The following is a 17,538-nucleotide window of genomic DNA, read 5'->3' on the forward strand; positions in this document are numbered from 1 at the left end:
CTGGATAGCGAACTTGATAAATCGCGAGGGGGGGGCACTAAATGGCAAGCGTTGTTTTCGTTCGTCGACAAATGTAGGAGCTCTTTGGGGAAACCACCTAAAAAAGAGCATTACAAAATATGTATGTCACTCAATAATTGACTTACAATACCGATACAAATAAGTACAAAAAACTAGCGATCAATATTTTGTAAAAAAGAGCACAAAGAGTCTTCTTTGGTCAACTGCAACTTCGATTTTAATCGCGTTTTACCAACATTGACGGTATTGGGTGTTTTTTTCGTAATTTCTGAAATTTCTCGTGTACTAAAATTGAGGCGCACCAGTGCAGCGAGCTTCATTTCATTACTCGTTAACACAAAACCTTTTTCTTGAATTTTACTAAAAAAATTGGGATGTGTTTTCCCGAACACCACCTCAAATTCCTTTTCGAGATGCTCCTGACGGTTCATCTGAATTTCTTTATACAGAGATTGCAAAAACTCTTTCTCTCGCTGTCCTTTAGCCAAACGCATTTGCTCTTTTAACTTCTCTAACAAGGACTTCAAAAAAGACTGTTTTTCACTGATAACAATACTCTTTAACAGTAATTCGTGAGTAATTTGCTTACTCTCATCTATTAACTCCACGACATCTGATGACAGTTCGTTATTTTTTTTCTCCATGTCGAGCACCTCTTCTTTTTTGCGCTGTTTAAAATGTATAAAAAACAATACTCCCAACAGCATACCTATCAGAAGACTCGCTATCGCAATCGGTAAAAACTTTCTGTTTTTATGTTGTCGTACACGTTGGTTCTCTAATAATTTCTGATAGCTTTTCAACAGAGGAATCCCTTGTTCCACCACTAATTTTCGCTGTTTTTTTTGTGTACTTCCCAACTGTAAAAAGGCCTTAGAAGTACCATATGCCTTTTTGTAATCTCCAACTTTCACATATGCTTGTTCTAAAACCTCATAGGCTTTCTTTAATTGGGCATAATCTTTTCGCTGTTCAAAAAAAGGAAGTTCTTTTTCAATTTTCTCTATCCCTGAAACAAGGGTACCTTTACGAACCTCCCAGTAGCCTCGATACATATCTACTTCGTGTAAATAAGCTTCTTGACCATTGTTTTTTGCGCTGCGTTTTGACAAGGTCAGTAGGCTATCAGCGGCCTGCAGATTTCCTGCATCCGTTTCTATCACTCCTAAATTCAACCAACAGAGTGTCATCATCAAACTGTCGTTCTTGGCCACTACATGATCCAAGGCTCTTTTGGTATAATAGTACGACGAATCTCTACTGAGCAGTAAATGTCCTAAATTAAAAAGGCAGCCTACTGCGGGTTGCTGATGCGCGTCTCCTAGATTAATGCCCTTTTTATAATAGGCATAAGCACTATCACGGAGGTTTGCATCTTCGTATAAATTTCCGAGGTTGTTATACACGCTGGCAATATCACTAATAGAATCAGCGTGTTTCTTTTGCATAATAGCCAAGGCTTTTCGGTACTTTTCTTCGGCGATGGTTGTTTGATGGTACTCTTTAAAAATCACCCCAATACCATTATAGGCATTTGCTTGGGTATAACTGGCTATGGCTTCATTTTCCAAGGCCAGGTAAAAATTGCGAAAAGCGGCCTCATTATCTCGCTTTACTACATAATAAAAATTACCGAGTTCGGTATACAACTCGGCCTTTAAAGAATCGGACAGTACTGCAACTCCTTGCAGTTCTGCATCTATTTGGGTTTGGGTAATACTGCTATCAAAACTCTTTAATCTGAATAAAAAGTCTTCTATCGCTGTCTGTTGCGCCCATAGCTGGCTGCAGCACAAACAGCAAACAATCCAATACAATACTTTTTTCATTTCACGAATATTAGGGGACATCTACTCAAACTACGAAACACTAGGAAATCTGAAGTATTGAGTAGGTCGATAAAATTAACAAACTCCTATTAAAAACAGGAAGATATCCCATGTGATTTTAGCGGTATCTGAAGCTTCCCTATACTCCATACACCTCTTAAAATCAGGGATATTTACAGCTGTACTAGCTGGCAACACTCAGAAACAAGAAATCTGTCCAAACATAAAATTTAGACAGATTCTTCGTTACCCGAATGATCGATGTTAATTCAATCTTTTATCTATTAGTTTAATTTTGTAAATTCTTCTTCCGAAATTTCCCCGTTGTTAATTTCCTGTAACTCGGTAATTTTGGTCATGATATACTCATGGATTTCTTTACTGATTCCAGCAGGTTTTTCAGCTCCAGATGGCGCTTTCCCTTTTCCAGGTAATACGTAAGAATTGTAATAATAAAAGAAATTATAGTCTAGGCGTTGGTTGGTTAAATCGTATTGACCTAATAACCAACCCAATCTCAATGCAGATCTACGCTGTGCAGGTGTTCCGTGTGAAGAACCGTTAGCACCACCAATCGTTTGAGAAAAATTATAAGCGGCAGATACGTTGCTCCAAGTAGAAGTATAACGCTTACGTAAGTAGTATCCAGCAAATCCATCTGCTTCTAACTCGGTGTTTGAGTTTCCGCGTACTGAAGGATATCCTTGTCTGAACTGTACTTGGTGCGCTACTTCGTGTGCAGCGATATAAGCTACTGCAGGTCTACCATACTCTAATCCTTTGCGCATCATGTCTTCACCCCAGATAATAAAATTGTTAGGAGGTCCGTATGATAAGGCATTAAATGTTCCCGGTCCACCAGCGAAATATAACGGTACATTAGCTAATCCAAATAAATTAGATGCACTGTTGTTTTGCTGGATTAAAAAATTAGTTTCTGCAGTGTTTACTAGGGTTTCTGTCCAGTATGAATTTGGACCAAACTGAGAAACGGTTGCACAGTCGTGGTTGTCACCTTTGAAGTCACTAGGTGTCAATCCTGCTTTTGGCGACAGGAGATCTTTACCTACTGCTTCAGTTTCGTTACTATCACAGCTCTGTGCCATTAATAACACGGCTAGTCCCGCTAGTTTAATAAAATGTCTCATAATTTTGAAGGGTTTTAGTGTGATCATTCGAGCTAATCAATGCTTTTTAAAAACGATTCCATATCTTAAACTTAAACCAATGATACAATCTATAAAAGATCGATACGAATCATTTTCAAAAAGCGAGGTCAAATATAGATGCTAAACTGAAAATCCTGTAAAATATTTGCTTACAAAATCGTTACAGCTATAATTCTGTACTTACAGAAGCTTTACAAACCAACATAAACACCTAATAACAAAACATTTAAACATCAAATATTAATTTTACTGAATCTGCAGAATTTTTTATTCCGTTTTCTGCTACCAGTAAAAAATTGTCCTTATTTCAGGTTTTAGGCATTCAATCGATACATTTTTTTCTCTTTTAAAAACGCATAAACGTTCATCAAGCTCTGCAACAAGGAAAATAAATTCGTAAAATTATTGAATCTCCCCTATTCCACAGTTCGATTTTAACTTCGATGTTTGGTCTCTTTACGAATACCCAACCAGTAATTCATATATGTCTGCAGAATTTCTATTAAACTCCCCTGTTCCCCTGAGAAATAAACCTTAAACAACAGAACATCAGTACTTATTAACAATGAATGAACGTTTTACATGAAATTTCAAGGCTAGACAAGCTCACAAAGCTCCGATATTCACAAAAAATGAGCTATTCACAAAAAAACAGATCAAAACTCACAAGCGATACTGCTTTTAACCACAAAGACCACCCTAAACCACAGAAGTTCAACACTTATTATCAATAAATACACGTTTCCAGAAAATTTTTTTTGGCTTGGCAGGCTTACAAGGCCAGGAAATCCAAAAAATGCTGAGCTATTCACAGTTCTAACTTAGCAAAACCCACAAATTAATCCACTTTTAACCATTAAAACCAACCTAAACTCCAGAAGTTCAACACTTATTAACAATAAATACACGTTTCCAGAAAAATTTTTAGGCTTGGCAGGCTTACAAGGCCAGGAAATCCAAAAAATGCTGAGCTATTTACAACTCAAACTCATCAAAATTCACAAAGGACTTCACTTTTAGCCACAGAAGCCAACCTAAACTACAGAAGTTCAACACTTATCAACAATACATACCAGTTTCCAGAAAAATTTTGAGGCTAGGAAGGCTTACAAGGCTAGGATATTCACAAAATACTGAGCTATTAACTGAAAAAACTCAGTAAAACTCGCGAGCGACACCGCTTTTAACCATAAAAACCATCCTAAACCACAGAAGTTCAACACTTATTAACAATAAACACCAATTTCAAGAAAAATTTTGAGACTAGGAATGTCTACAAGACAGGGATATTCACAAAAGATCTTGCCATTCATAGAAAAAACTCAGTAAAACTGACAAGCGACACTGATTTTAACCACAAAAACCATCTTAACAAACAGAACCTCAATACTTATTAACAATACATACCAGTTTCTAGAAATTTTTTTAGGCTAGGCATACTTAAATCACTCGGATATTCACAAATTACTGAGCTATTCATAGAAAAAACTCAGTAAAACTCGTAAGTGACCACACTTTCAACCACTAAGAATACCCTAAACCTCAGAAGTTCAACACTTATTAACAATAAACACCAATTTTTAGAAAAATTTCGAGACTAGGAACGTCTACAAGCCAGGGATATTCGCAAAAGATATTGCTATCCACAGAAAAAACTGATCAGAACTCACAAGCAACACCACTTTTAAACACAGAGACTAACCTAAATAACAGAACCTCAATACTTATTAACAATAAACACCAATTTCTAGAAAAATTTCGAGACTAGGCACGTCTACAAGACAGGGATATTCACAAAAAATCTTGCTATTCACAGAAGAAACTCAGCAAAACTCGCGAGCGACACCGCTTTTAACCATAAAAATCACCCTAAAACACAGAATATCAACACTTATCAACAATACATACCAGTTTCCAGAAAAATTTTGAGGCTAGGCATGCCTAAAAGACAGGGATATTCACAAAAGATCTTGTTATTCACAGAAAAAACTCATCAGAACTCACAAGCGACACCACTTTTAACAACAGAAATCACTCTAAACCACAGAAGTTCAAGACTTATCAACAATAAATACCGATCTCCAGAAAAATTTTGAGACTAGGTACGCCTACAAGACCGGGATATTCACAAAAGATATTGCTATTCACAGAAAAAAATCAGCAAAACTCGCGAGCGACACCGCTTTTAACCATAAAAATCACCCTAAACACCAGAACCTCAACACTTATTAACAATACACACCAGTATCTAGAAAAATTTTCAGGCTAGGCATACTTAAATCACTAGGATATTCACAAATTACTGAGCTATTCACAGAAAAAACACATCAGAACCCAAAAACAAGTTCACTTTTAACCACTAAGACTAACCTAAATCACAGAACTTCAACACTTATTAACAATAAACACCAATTTCCCAAAAAATTTTCAGGCTAGGCATACTTAAACCACTCGGATATTCACAAAAGATCTTGCTATTCACAAGAAAAACTCAGCAAAACCCAAAAACAAGTCCACTTTTAACCACTAACACCACACTAAATCACAGAACCTCAACACTTATTAACAATAAATTCAGTTCTCACATAAAATTTTTAGGCTAGGCATACTTAAATCACTGGGATATTCACAAATTACTGAGCTATTCGCAGAAAAACTCCGCAAAACTCACAAATGAGTCTATATTTAACTACAAAAACCATCTTAACAAACAGAAGTTCAGCACTTATCAACAATCAATACAGTTCTCACATAAAATTTTGATGCTAGGCATACTTAAACCTCTAGGATATTCACAAAAGACCTTGTTATTAACAATAAAATCAATAAAATGGCTCTATAGACCACCTGATGACTGCAAAAAAAATTGGCACTATAATCGATAATTAACACTCAACAGCACCACCCTAGGCATCACAAAAGTTTTAGTATCGACCACCAGATAATCAGAAAAACTATTGCTTCGCTTAAAAGCTGCATTCCATAAGTTTTTGGCGCTAATCTTAAAGGTCCATGGACTATCTTCTTGCTGATATAACAGACCTGTATTAGCCAACTGATACGTATTACGAACGCCTAATGCTACATTTCTATACTGATGATAGGTATAGTCAAAATTCCATTGAAGACTCTTCAAAAAATCATAGGTTACTTCAATAAATGGCTCATACGAACTAAAACTATTTACTTGGTTGCTCGACAAATACTTGCCATGTACACCCCTATATCCAAACTCAATACTGGGGAATTTTTCAAACAGCGTTTCGATTCCCAATTCATACGAATAGTTATGACTTTTATTCTTCACCAGTGATTGGTCTATTTTCTGAACAAACTCGGTTCCAAAATAATCAGCAGAAACCTTGTATTTTAATTTCCCTATAGTTTTTTCCAAATTAGCTCCCATACTCCAGTGTTCACTAACATTCGACAAAAGCTCAACCGTAGTAAACCTATTCACCGAATTAAAAGCCACCGTATTCGTAAATCCACGAAGTTTATTCAAATAGCTCGCATTCATAGCGAGTAAGACCCCGCGATAAAGACTGAATTGAGAATAATTAACCGACAGGTCATGGTAGAGCTCATTTTCCAAAACAGTATTTCCTCTAAAAACTGCATTATAAGTTTGTAAGTAATAATTGCCAGCCATTTTAGCAATTTCAGGCAGATTTGATTTTAGTTGATATTTCATATTCAAACTTCTCGTTTTGGTAAATGCTACTTTCATCAAGAAATCAGGTAGCAACAGCCAGTTACTTCGTTCCGATGGTTCATTTTGAGTAGTATTCCACGCATACCGATGCAGGTATGCTCCTTGCTTAATAGTAAACTTCCCCGATCGCAGTTTATAATGCATTCCCATATAAACATCGCTAAAATCCAGCATGAAATTATTTCCGAAACCACTGCTCTGAAAATCATTAGTCTCTCCAGAGTCGAGTAATTGCAAACTTGAAGTCAAAAATTTTTGTCTATTCAACTGGGTTCCTAAAGTGGTATAGAGATGGTGATTTCGATGCAATACCCAGTAATTTTTAAATACCGTGGAGAACTCATGTTTTTGGGTAGTTCTTTGCTGTTGAACACGCACTACCTGTTGGTTTGGATCTATAGGAGTAATTCCATTAAGAAGCGTACCTGTAGACAGCCAATCTGTTCCTATACTGTTTGTATCATAAACATACTTGGCAATAGCCGAATAGGTATGCCTTCCTCTTCCCTTTTTATGCCATTCCGCACTCGTATTTACAACTCCTAAAGAACTCCTATCCCCAGTCGTAATGCGATTTTCAACTCCTTTAATAGCCGAAGTGATGGCATTATTTTTGGTTCCTCGAATTCTTTTTACCTGGGTTCTAAAATACCATTGTACATCAGCATTGGGGGCGTAATCCAGGCTAATTTTTGAAATTCCCAGGGTATTATCTGTATTGATAGCCGTTCGCTGTTGCTCCACAAAGTTTGCATACGTGTTTATATTGGACTCCAAGCTCTCGATAGCAGTATCTGAAAAAATGGCATATCCTGCTAAGCTTAGCTTGGAATTTAAACTGGTGTTCAAATTGATCGCCCCGAAGTGTTCTCGATTCCTCAATTGATCGGAGGGTTCTAAAAACGTAGCAAAATCACCACCTTTCCAATCAAAATTTTCACTAAACACAGCGTTAACACCACCTTGAAAACTCAAATAGTCCTGAAAAGTAAACGTCTTAGTTCCTGTATTCGCGGAGCTTCCGATAAAGTTAATATTGGTTTTCGGTGCGTAGTAAAACAAATTGGAAGCCGCTTTGTAAAATTCATCATTGCCCTTACCTAGCTCAGCATCGCCAAAAACAAATCGCTTTTTGTTTTCCTTAAGTGCGATATTCATCGCGAGCTTATCGGCATCAGAGAGATTTTTTAGAAAAGCTACTTCGTTATAATTTCGGATCGCTTGTACATTAGCCACGGCATCTGCAGGAATGTTTTCTATCGCCAACTTTGAGTTCCCTCCAAAAAACGGCTTGCCATCGACTAACATTTTGGTCACTTTTTTACCTTGTACCTTTACATTCCCTTGTTTATCGACTTCGACTCCTGGTAATTTTTTAAGGATATTTTTAAGCTTGCGCTCCTTACCGTTGGTAAACTTATCAGTATGGTAGGTTATGGTATCGCCACGAACACTCACAGGCAGTTCGATGACCACCTCTTTTAAATCGTTACTCGCCTCTTCGAGAACGATCTTTTTCACCGAATTCTCCAAAGGCGTATAGGAAAAGCTACTGGGCTTAAATCCCATATAAGTTACGCGAATAGCATAGCGCTCATTTTTCTTTAGGTCAATAGCATAACTACCCGTATCATCAGTGATCACAAAAACCATACTCTTGGACGTATCGAAAGGTTTGGCTACCACATTGGCATAGGCCAAGGGCTGTTGTAGACTATCGGTAACCACCCCTGATAACCTTACCGATTGCCCTAGCACAGTACCCCCGTACAAGACTAAAAAAATGAGTATTCCTAATGTACGCACCTGTGATGTCTAATTTTTCTTTTTGTACTTGTAGAACTCTGGGAATGATTTTTTAAGCAATGCCTTGTACTCCTTTTCTGTTACGAGCTTTCCTTCCGGTGCTTTAATGGCCTCGGCATTCTTTAGGTTCAACTGAATCGTTTTAGCAACAAAAATTACTTGCGGATTTTTCAATTCTAATATTAAACCCGGCAGTCCATAATAGTTTTTGGGACCGAAACTCGAAGGAATATCATTCGTATACCAAGCAATCGTAGGTCCTTTTTTACTTTTTGAATTGGTCATAATAGCCTTATGACATACATAATTACCAATTTTCTTGGTTTCTTGGGTAAGTTCCCAAGTGGGCTTTACATTTTCTATGACAAAACACTTTTCCAGTACACTGCAGTCTTCCCTGCTACTTTTTTGAGTTGCTAAGGATGTATAATAAAACTCATTTCCTCCAGCACCTTGCTTTAAGACGTAATCTTTTCGATCGCCTTCATTTTCTAAATTTTCCAGTGTTTTATAATTGGCCTCTACATTGGAAAACAAGAGCTCGGCTTCTATTTCTGATCCATTACGAACCATATCTTTTAAGCTCTTGATGACCATCTGATTGGGTTTAAACTTCATTTTCTTAACGCGAGCATCAATATCCGCTATGGTAAAACTCAATTTCACGCCATAGGTTACTTTATTGGTTACCTGTGCATGGATGGCACTGCTCACAAAAAATACGACTAAAAATAAATACCTCATATTATATTAGTTAAAACCTTCGAGAACAGAATTCTCGAAGGTGTGTTTTCAGATTAATTGAATCCTCTACATGACTTGTAGGCCCCTACAAAATCACTTACTCTTGGTTCCCCATCTTCGTAAAAATGAGCCACCGTATACGCAATCGATAAAGCCTGAGCTTTACAATATTGGTGAGATTTACCGAATTCTACAACTTTTTCTTCTGTGTTCGTAGCATTTAAAAGACTTCCTGCTACCATCATAAAGGCAGCGGATAAAACTAATTTTTTCATCATTTTTTTTTAGTGTTTTGTAATCTGTTAAGAACTCCTTTAGACGCTCTCCGTTTTCCTTTTTTCAGTCCTAAGCATTCCTTTTACTCACATAGTTTAGGTATGTAACTCAAAAAATGCGTACCCCCCTAAAAATTTCTAGTGTTGGCCTAAACTTCAAAAATCCAAGTGAATTCTTTAGTTATTCTCGTACTACTCCCTAAAATTGGGCGTATGTTTACAACACGAGTCCAATGTTTTTTGTAACATCATCATCATGGAAATGGATCAACAAAAAGATAAAGGCACTTTGCAATTTATAAATACCTTCCTTTTTCATATAGCTAGCTGAGTGCAATATAGTAGTTTTTTTTTAACATAAAAAACACAACAAACTCACTTTTAAAACCATAGTATTAAAAACAAAGTTAATTACCACCATACATTTCAATAGTTACTCCTCCCTTCGCCCCTCGAAATTACGTCTTGTATAAATTTCTAATTACAGCCAAACCCACAGATTTACCCATCGTAAGCGGCTGCCTGCTTAAAACCTGTTTTCTAGTAAATATTGAAAAAGGCACATATAAACCTAACTGTTACCGTCCAGATCAACAGTGAATAAAAAAACTTCTCAATCGTTAGTTTCACTGGGGATGATGATGCTTACTATACAATCCTGTTTCCTCTGACATCGGATTAAGCAAAATATATTTTTCGAAAACTTCTAGTTTGAAGAATGATATTTAAAGCACACTAATTACGGGAAACCTCAATAAATAGTTTGCAATAGACTGTACTTTTACAACTTTATAAGAACTACTAAATCAAATGACACTTGACAAGCTTCTTTCTAATGTTGGTGCTATACACAATAACTATAAAAAACAACATTTGGAATCAGGTAATGCATTCAATGTATTCGAAATAATTAACGTTACTACTGATGAAGTTAGGTTACATTCTAAATTCATTGCTGAGCTTTTAAATCCAAAAGGATCACATGGTCAACAGGATTTATTTCTTTCACTTTTTTTAAACCAATTAGAAATTTCAATGGACACAAAATCCACAACTGTGGATACTGAAAAATTTATCGGAGCAAGAACAGCAACTAAAGGAGGATATTTAGATATTTTTTTAAAAGATGCTAAAGGAAATTCTCTTACAATTGAAAACAAAATTTATGCTTCAGATCAAGAAAACCAATTGATTCGATATCACAATTACAGCCCTGAAAACCTTTTTTATTTGACCTTATTTGGAACTCCTCCTTCTAATTCAAGTATTGGTAAACTAGGGCAAGAAGATTACAAACTCATATCATATGAAAACCACATAAAAAATTGGCTTATTCAATGTATTGAAAAAACTAAAAATCAACCTCTCCTTACCATCGGAATTACACACTACCTCAACATCATCAAAAATCTAACAGGACAATCAAACTATGATTTAATGAATAAAGAAATAACGCATGCAATAACTAAAAACCCGACAAATCTCCAACACGCTGTTGCTATATCTCAAAACATAAACGAAGCCAAAACAGAAATCCAATGGAATTTTTGGCAACAGATAATTAAACATATGGAAAATTTAGGTTTCAATTCAGAAGAAAAAGAAAAGGTTACTAAACAGAAAGTATGCAGTTATTATCGTTATGGCACAAAAGAAATTGACTATGGGTATTGGGTGAAGATTGCCAAAGTTGATCAAGATACTGACATCGTTTTTGGTATAGTACTAGATAACCATGTATATTTTGGACTTCATTTGGAAAGACATGGTAAATGGATTAATTCAGAAGGCGACAAATTCAAAAAAATTCAGAATATTGTTCTAACTACCCAAAATAACTACAAAGAAAACTCTAGCTGGCTAGGTTGGCGATATCCTGGACAAAAATTAAATTTTAAATCATTTAACTCCGCTATAATTTTTGATTTAGCTGATAAGGAAAAGGCAATCAAGATTACACGAGACATCGCTGAAGAAGCAACCTTAGACATCAATACTTTCAAAAAGTTATGGACTCCAAACTCAGCAGTAACTTCCTAATACCCGATTATGAAAAACCTATTAACTAACTATATAGAAGAGTCCATTGAGACACTGAACCAAACTCAATTCAGTATCGAATCTAATGAAATCAAAAAAATTCACATAAATAAAGATTACTTTAACAAAAAATTCTTTACTCAAAATATAACCGAAAACATAGATGATTTCATTCATTTAAAATCAATTAATACCCCCATTCTCTATTGGTTTGAAATACCTGACACAAAATATAATCAAGAGTTACGACAATCCTATGAAAAATACAGAGAGGAAACTAAAAACGGAACTTTGGAATACAGAAACACATCTGCTTACAAAACTAAAATAGACGATAATAGTACCACTTTGTACGTTGGTAAAGTAGAAAAAACCTTTTGGGGGCGATTAGTTACTCATTTAGGATATAATAAAAGCAAAAGAACGGCTGGTATGCAACTGTTCCATTGGTATGACATTATAAAATACGGAAACCTTGAACTAAATTATATCGTATTTGATAATACAATGAAAGACTTAATCATAATTTTAGAGAAAAAACTCGCAAGACAGTTAAAACCTCTTATTGGAAAATATTAAAATATGTATCTATAATATTTTTATAAAATTATCTGTAGATTAGTCCGTAATCTTTATAAATTAATACCATGTCAGATATCGATGAAATAATCAGAGCGTTAACTGAATTTAGAGATGCGCGAGATTGGAAACAATTTCATGACTCCAAAAATTTAGCATCGGCAATAGCTATTGAAGCAGGTGAGCTAAACGAATTATTTTTATGGAAAAATAAACTTCAAGAAATAGAATCTGTTAATAAGGAAAGGTTGTCTGAAGAATTAGCGGACGTATTTTCTTTCGCTTTTCTCTTAGCTGATAAAAACAATCTTAACGTCAAAGAAATTATTTTAAAAAAAATAGATCTTAACGATAAAAAATATCCCGTAGACAAAGCCAAAGGGACTTCCAAAAAGTACAACGAACTCTAATATGGACCTGACTCAAAACCACCTATATATAAATCAATACATTTTTAAAAAAGAAAAAATAAAAAGCATTGAAAAAGAACAAGAACACACCTCTAATCATCCAATCATATATATTCTCTACGATGATTTAAAAAAAGTAGCCTACGTCGGTGAATCTACAAATGTGACGAAACGTATGAACGATCATTTAAAGAACATCGATAAAAAAAGACTAAAATACCTTTACGTGATTTCTAGTCCTTATTTTAATAAATCAGCTGCTTTAGATATAGAATCGAATTTAATAAAATACATGAGTGCCGATACAGGATACTCATTATTAAACGGAAATGCCGGAATAGTTGAACATAATTACTATCAAAAAAGATACTACTTCGAAATTTTTGAGAATATCTGGAAAAATCTAAAACTCAAAAAGGTTGTAGCAAAAGATATCCTCGATATCGACAATTCGGATCTTTACAAATACTCTCCCTACAAATCCCTCTCTGTTGATCAAAATGAAGTCGTCATTCAATATCTTGAGAGGTTAAGTAATCAGAAAGAAGGTCCTGTTTTCGTTGAAGGAAGTGCTGGTACAGGTAAAACTATTCTTGCCGTTTATCTCATAAAACTACTTGTTACTCATGTAACTATTGATAGTATTGATAAAGAAAACACAGACATTCTAGAGAAATATCAAAAAATAAACTCATTTAGAAATTATCTGCAAAAGTCGCCAGAAATTGCCTTGGTGGTCCCAATGACATCTTTGAGAAAAACTCTAAAAAACGTGTTTAAAAGTATTCCGGGATTAAAAGCCAACATGGTTATTGGTCCCTCAGAAGTGGTAAAGAAAGACTATGATATTCTTATAATCGATGAAGCTCATCGCCTAAAAAGAAGAAAAGGACTAACTGCTTATGGTAGTTTTGATAATACGAACAAATCTTTAGGAATGGGACATGAGGGAACTGAACTCGATTGGATTCTCAGTAAAAGTAAATATCAGATGTTTTTTTATGATGAAGCACAATCCATACGACCTTCTGATATTTCCAAAAAAACATTTTCCAAACTTAAGAATACCGAAAATACAATTAAACTTAGCTCTCAACTAAGGGTAAAAGCTGGTATAGATTATATAAAATTTGTCAACCATTTACTAACTAAAAAAAATGTTCAGAACTTAAAAAAATTCTCTAGTCCCAATTACGAACTTGCTTTATTTTCTAATCTACAGGAAATGATTCATCAATTAGAATACAAAGAAAAAAAATATGGCTTAACCAGAATGACTGCAGGTTTTTCTTGGAAATGGGTATCATCAAATGGTTCAGACACCTATGACGCATTAATTGATGGAGTAAAGATGACTTGGAACCGTGAAACAAAAGACTGGATTAACTCGACTAATAGTCTTACAGAAATGGGGTGTATTCATACAACGCAAGGCTATGATTTAAACTATTGTGGTGTAATTTTCGGTAATGAGATTATATACAATACAAAAACCAATAAAATTGAAATCGTAAAAGACAACTATTTTGATACGAAAGGAAAAGGAGGTGTAAACGATGATGATTTACACTTGTACATAATAAATATCTATAAAACTTTGATGTATCGCGGAATTAAAGGCACGTATGTTTATTGTTGTGATAAAAATTTAGAACGTTACTTCAGTAAATTTATATCACTCCAATAGGTTAATAAGGAACTCGTACACCTGTATTAGAATTCTTCATTACAAGGCTACGAGTTCCTATAGAATAAAGCAGGTAATCTTGTTAATTACCATTTAGTAGAGCAGACATGTTTGATTACAAGTCTACCTAGAAACTCCATTTAACTAAAAACAAATACACTATTAGCACTTATCTATCGTACTGAGCAACTGTCTAAATTTTTAATTGATGAAAGTTATCTGCATTTCAATCAACAACTCCTAAACCACATCCTTGTGATTTATCCTCTCTAGTTAGGTTTAGTTGTATTTCTAATGATACTAGTAGCTAAATACGGGAGGAGATCATAATTTTGAGAAAATTCTACAAATAAGCAGTTCTAACTTGGGGAAGCTTACACATGATTAGTCCGACTGTTTATCATCCCCATTAATTTTATGGCATCAATGTTTTGTGCCTTAATGATAGTAGGAATGATTATTATTAAAAGAGTTATTACTTGTTTTTTCATAATTCTATTTTTTTAGAGTTTCAAATATAATAAATACAGACGAATACGTCTGTATTTATTATAGGTTTTTGGTATGAAATTGCATTTATGTTTGAACCTAGTATCAAAAAGAAGGAAGAGCTATTAAAATTAGCTAAAAGAGTAAAAAAATTAAGAACTCAAAAAGAACTCTCACAAGAACAATGTTATGAGATTACGGGTATTAATTTTGGTAGAATAGAAAGAGGGGTTGCAGATATTAGATATACAACACTTTTAACTCTTTGCGAGTTTTTTGAAGTTTCTATTGTCACTTTTTTTTCTATTGAAAAAGAAAACTAATGTTCAAAATATATGAGTGAAATTGATTCTTTTCAAATAGAAAAGGATTTAAAATTCTTTTTAAAAAGTTAAATATTTTTATTTTAGAAGTTAGAATAAATTTCTAATATTTAATAGAACCCTTTAAAATTGCTTTAGTTTTATGAATTTAGTTTCAATTTATATAATTGAACATTTTTTGTTCGATAAACCTCAAACTATAAACTTTGGGGGAAGAATAAAGTATACTTTTAATCTAGATAGTGACAATAAAGAAGTAATAATAGAATCGGAAATTAATAAAAATTATATTCCTAATTTTTTTGGAGATAGTATAGTTAATCTTTCAGCTATCGTTGGTGCAAATGGAACTGGAAAAACCACTATTCTAAGTATTATAAATAAATATAAAAATACTACAAAAGCAATTTTTGTTTATGATGACGGAAAAGATGTGCCAATTATAGAAAATAGAACGGGAAAGATAGATGAAAATGGAAATTTCACTAGTGAAAATCAAATAACAGTTTATTATAATTCTAATGAGCTTAGTTCAATTAAAAATGATGATATCCCAAAACTGTATTATACTTCTATACCCGATATTGAGCTTAATGACTTCTCGACTTTTTTAGAGATTAATCCAAAACCAAATCAAACTCTAACAGACTATCACTTTGAAAATATAGAAAGGAATGTAATGTTTTTGAGTAGTGATCTAAGCATAGACTTAAAAAGTAAAGATGATGAGATTCCAACTTATGATAAATTATTTCTCTTTGCTAAGCCTTTATCAAAAAGAGATTTACGAAGTGTTTATGGAGGTTTTGCTAAAGAAGGTGAAATTGAAAGATTACAAAAACAAGCTTTAGAAGACTTATGGAGTCAGTATGAAGTTATAGATGAAAATAAAAGGCATTTGACTAATGAAAATCTTAATTTCATTAAAGATGTAGAGGTAAATATCCTCTCATTTGTTATAATTGACTCTACATCAATGAAGACAGCTTATAATGGTAAGTCGGATGTTTCTTTTGAAGATTTTATAAAAGAAGAGAAATTTGAAAACAAACTAATAGGTTTTCTTAAACAGAAAATAGCATATATAGATAAATATTTATTTCAACGAATAAAAAAGCAAATAGAAACTTTAGATTTTGAGACTTCCCTTTCTTTGCTAAATACTATTGACTTTAATAAAGAGTTAAATGAGAAAGAAAATAGAGTATTAGAAGAATTGGAATCTATAAAAATAAACACGTTATCCTCTGGTTCTCATTTGACTAATATTTCAACGTTATTAAATTCTCTTGAAATACTAATTAACACTGAGTTTAATGAGGAGGATTTTATCTATCTTAGAGAAGTTTTAAAAAGAAGATTAAAAAACATTAGCTCCCCAATTTCTGGGACAAAAGATTACCTTAAGAAACATTTAGAAAAAAATATCGATGAAATAAAAAATGGCATAAAGTTAAATTTTGAGAGTCATAGAAAAAACAGAAAGGAAATAGAGACTCAAATCTTAAGTAAATCAAAACAGGCTATAAAATTGTTTTCATCTATTTTTAATTTTTATAATGTCTTAATTGAAAGCTCTGATAAAAAAGGTTTTTATTTGAATGTAGGAGCCTTAATTCAAAATTTAAAAGAGGCTGATTTTCAAGATTTTGCTAAGTTAATACAAGCTTATAGAGAAATGGTAGGGGTTTTTAATGAAAACTCTGTAATTAGTGCTCAAATACTTACTTTTAAACCTTCAAAAAGACTATCGTTTGGTGAAAAATCAATGTTAAATTTATTTAGTACTTTTTATGATTTTACATTGAATAAATACGGTTATTTAAGAAAGAAAAAGAATTATATTTTATTGCTTGATGAAGCTGATTTAGGCTTTCATCCATTATGGAAAAGAAAGTATGTAAGCAAACTTATAAACGTACTTCCAGATCTTTTTGAAAGATTATTTGTAAAACTAGATAGACATCCTTCAATAGAAGAAGCAGAAAAAGAAAATTTGAGTCCAAACATTCAAGTTATTTTTACAACGCATGATCCTTTAGCATTATCGGATATCCCGAATTATAATGTTATATACATTAGAAAAGACAAAGGTTCAAAATCTACAATCTTAGATTATTCTGTTGAAGATTTACGACCTGAAAAATCATTTGGAGCTAATATTTCAGATCTTATTTCACATTCATTTTTTGTTGAAGGAGGATTAGTTGGTGATTTTGCAAGCAAAAAAATTAATGAGACTATTGATTGGTTAAAAATTCAAAATGGGAAGAAAACTATGACTGATTATAAAATAAATGACGATCCAGAATATCATAAAAAAGTTATTGAGTTAATAGATGAACCGATAGTTAGACATAAGTTAAGAAGAATGTACATTGAAGCTACTAATGATAAGGATGCAATAGAAAAAGAAATAGAACGTCTTAGAAGTAAAATAGGGAGATAATA

At 33.5% G+C, this 17,538-nt stretch carries 11 protein-coding genes; 6 read left to right on the forward strand and 5 right to left on the reverse strand.

Annotated features, from left to right (window positions below; genetic code table 11):
- Positions 1–173 precede the first annotated feature (173 nt).
- The 5 genes from ACXAG7_RS09015 to ACXAG7_RS09035 all read right to left on the reverse strand — a co-directional run bounded on the left by ACXAG7_RS09015 (position 174) and on the right by ACXAG7_RS09035 (position 9,562).
- A complete protein-coding gene (locus ACXAG7_RS09015) occupies positions 174–1,850 on the reverse strand; it encodes a tetratricopeptide repeat protein (protein WP_408044972.1) in 1,677 nt (558 codons plus the stop codon).
- Positions 1,851–2,134: 284 nt separating this feature from the next.
- Positions 2,135–2,998, reverse strand: a complete 864-nt coding sequence (locus tag ACXAG7_RS09020) for a neutral zinc metallopeptidase (RefSeq protein WP_408044973.1) — start codon at positions 2,996–2,998, stop codon at positions 2,135–2,137.
- Between the two features lie 2,893 nt (positions 2,999–5,891).
- A complete protein-coding gene (locus tag ACXAG7_RS09025; RefSeq protein ID WP_476666631.1) occupies positions 5,892–8,540 on the reverse strand; it encodes a carboxypeptidase-like regulatory domain-containing protein in 2,649 nt (882 codons plus the stop codon).
- A 9-nt stretch (positions 8,541–8,549) separates the two neighbouring features.
- Positions 8,550–9,284 (reverse strand): GLPGLI family protein, encoded by a 735-nt coding sequence (locus ACXAG7_RS09030; RefSeq protein ID WP_476666632.1) that lies wholly within the window; start codon positions 9,282–9,284, stop codon positions 8,550–8,552.
- Between the two features lie 53 nt (positions 9,285–9,337).
- A complete protein-coding gene (locus tag ACXAG7_RS09035; RefSeq protein WP_476666633.1) occupies positions 9,338–9,562 on the reverse strand; it encodes a hypothetical protein in 225 nt (74 codons plus the stop codon).
- Between the two features lie 807 nt (positions 9,563–10,369).
- Here ACXAG7_RS09035 and ACXAG7_RS09040 point away from each other — a divergent pair.
- From ACXAG7_RS09040 to ACXAG7_RS09065, 6 genes are all read left to right on the forward strand, one after another.
- Positions 10,370–11,599, forward strand: coding sequence for a PDDEXK-like family protein (locus ACXAG7_RS09040; RefSeq protein WP_476666634.1), 1,230 nt, complete (start codon positions 10,370–10,372; stop codon positions 11,597–11,599).
- Positions 11,600–11,608: 9 nt separating this feature from the next.
- Positions 11,609–12,178 carry a hypothetical protein gene (locus ACXAG7_RS09045; protein WP_476666635.1) on the forward strand — a complete coding sequence of 190 codons (570 nt, stop codon included), beginning with the start codon at positions 11,609–11,611 and terminating at the stop codon, positions 12,176–12,178.
- 68 nt (positions 12,179–12,246) lie between these two features.
- Positions 12,247–12,588 carry a nucleotide pyrophosphohydrolase gene (locus ACXAG7_RS09050; RefSeq protein WP_476666636.1) on the forward strand — a complete coding sequence of 114 codons (342 nt, stop codon included), beginning with the start codon at positions 12,247–12,249 and terminating at the stop codon, positions 12,586–12,588.
- Position 12,589: 1 nt separating this feature from the next.
- The gene (locus ACXAG7_RS09055) at positions 12,590–14,275 is read left to right on the forward strand and encodes a DNA/RNA helicase domain-containing protein (protein ID WP_476666637.1); all 1,686 of its coding nucleotides are present in this window, start codon (positions 12,590–12,592) and stop codon (positions 14,273–14,275) included.
- Positions 14,276–14,853: 578 nt separating this feature from the next.
- Complete coding sequence (locus ACXAG7_RS09060) at positions 14,854–15,087, forward strand: helix-turn-helix domain-containing protein (protein ID WP_476666638.1); 234 nt, start codon at positions 14,854–14,856, stop codon at positions 15,085–15,087.
- A 142-nt stretch (positions 15,088–15,229) separates the two neighbouring features.
- Positions 15,230–17,536 (forward strand): AAA family ATPase, encoded by a 2,307-nt coding sequence (locus ACXAG7_RS09065; RefSeq protein WP_476666639.1) that lies wholly within the window; start codon positions 15,230–15,232, stop codon positions 17,534–17,536.
- Positions 17,537–17,538 lie beyond the last annotated feature (2 nt).

The sequence above is a fragment of the Tenacibaculum sp. AWR4_210 genome (assembly GCF_056160945.1).

Coding starts and splice junctions, on each gene's coding strand:
- ACXAG7_RS09020 (WP_408044973.1), bottom strand. CDS start 2,998: ATGAGACATTTTATTAAACTAGCGGGACTAGCCGTGTTATTAATGGCA.
- ACXAG7_RS09060 (WP_476666638.1), top strand. CDS start 14,854: ATGTTTGAACCTAGTATCAAAAAGAAGGAAGAGCTATTAAAATTAGCT.
- ACXAG7_RS09045 (WP_476666635.1), top strand. CDS start 11,609: ATGAAAAACCTATTAACTAACTATATAGAAGAGTCCATTGAGACACTG.
- ACXAG7_RS09065 (WP_476666639.1), top strand. CDS start 15,230: ATGAATTTAGTTTCAATTTATATAATTGAACATTTTTTGTTCGATAAA.
- ACXAG7_RS09040 (WP_476666634.1), top strand. CDS start 10,370: ATGACACTTGACAAGCTTCTTTCTAATGTTGGTGCTATACACAATAAC.
- ACXAG7_RS09015 (WP_408044972.1), bottom strand. CDS start 1,850: ATGAAAAAAGTATTGTATTGGATTGTTTGCTGTTTGTGCTGCAGCCAG.
- ACXAG7_RS09035 (WP_476666633.1), bottom strand. CDS start 9,562: ATGATGAAAAAATTAGTTTTATCCGCTGCCTTTATGATGGTAGCAGGA.
- ACXAG7_RS09050 (WP_476666636.1), top strand. CDS start 12,247: ATGTCAGATATCGATGAAATAATCAGAGCGTTAACTGAATTTAGAGAT.
- ACXAG7_RS09030 (WP_476666632.1), bottom strand. CDS start 9,284: ATGAGGTATTTATTTTTAGTCGTATTTTTTGTGAGCAGTGCCATCCAT.
- ACXAG7_RS09055 (WP_476666637.1), top strand. CDS start 12,590: ATGGACCTGACTCAAAACCACCTATATATAAATCAATACATTTTTAAA.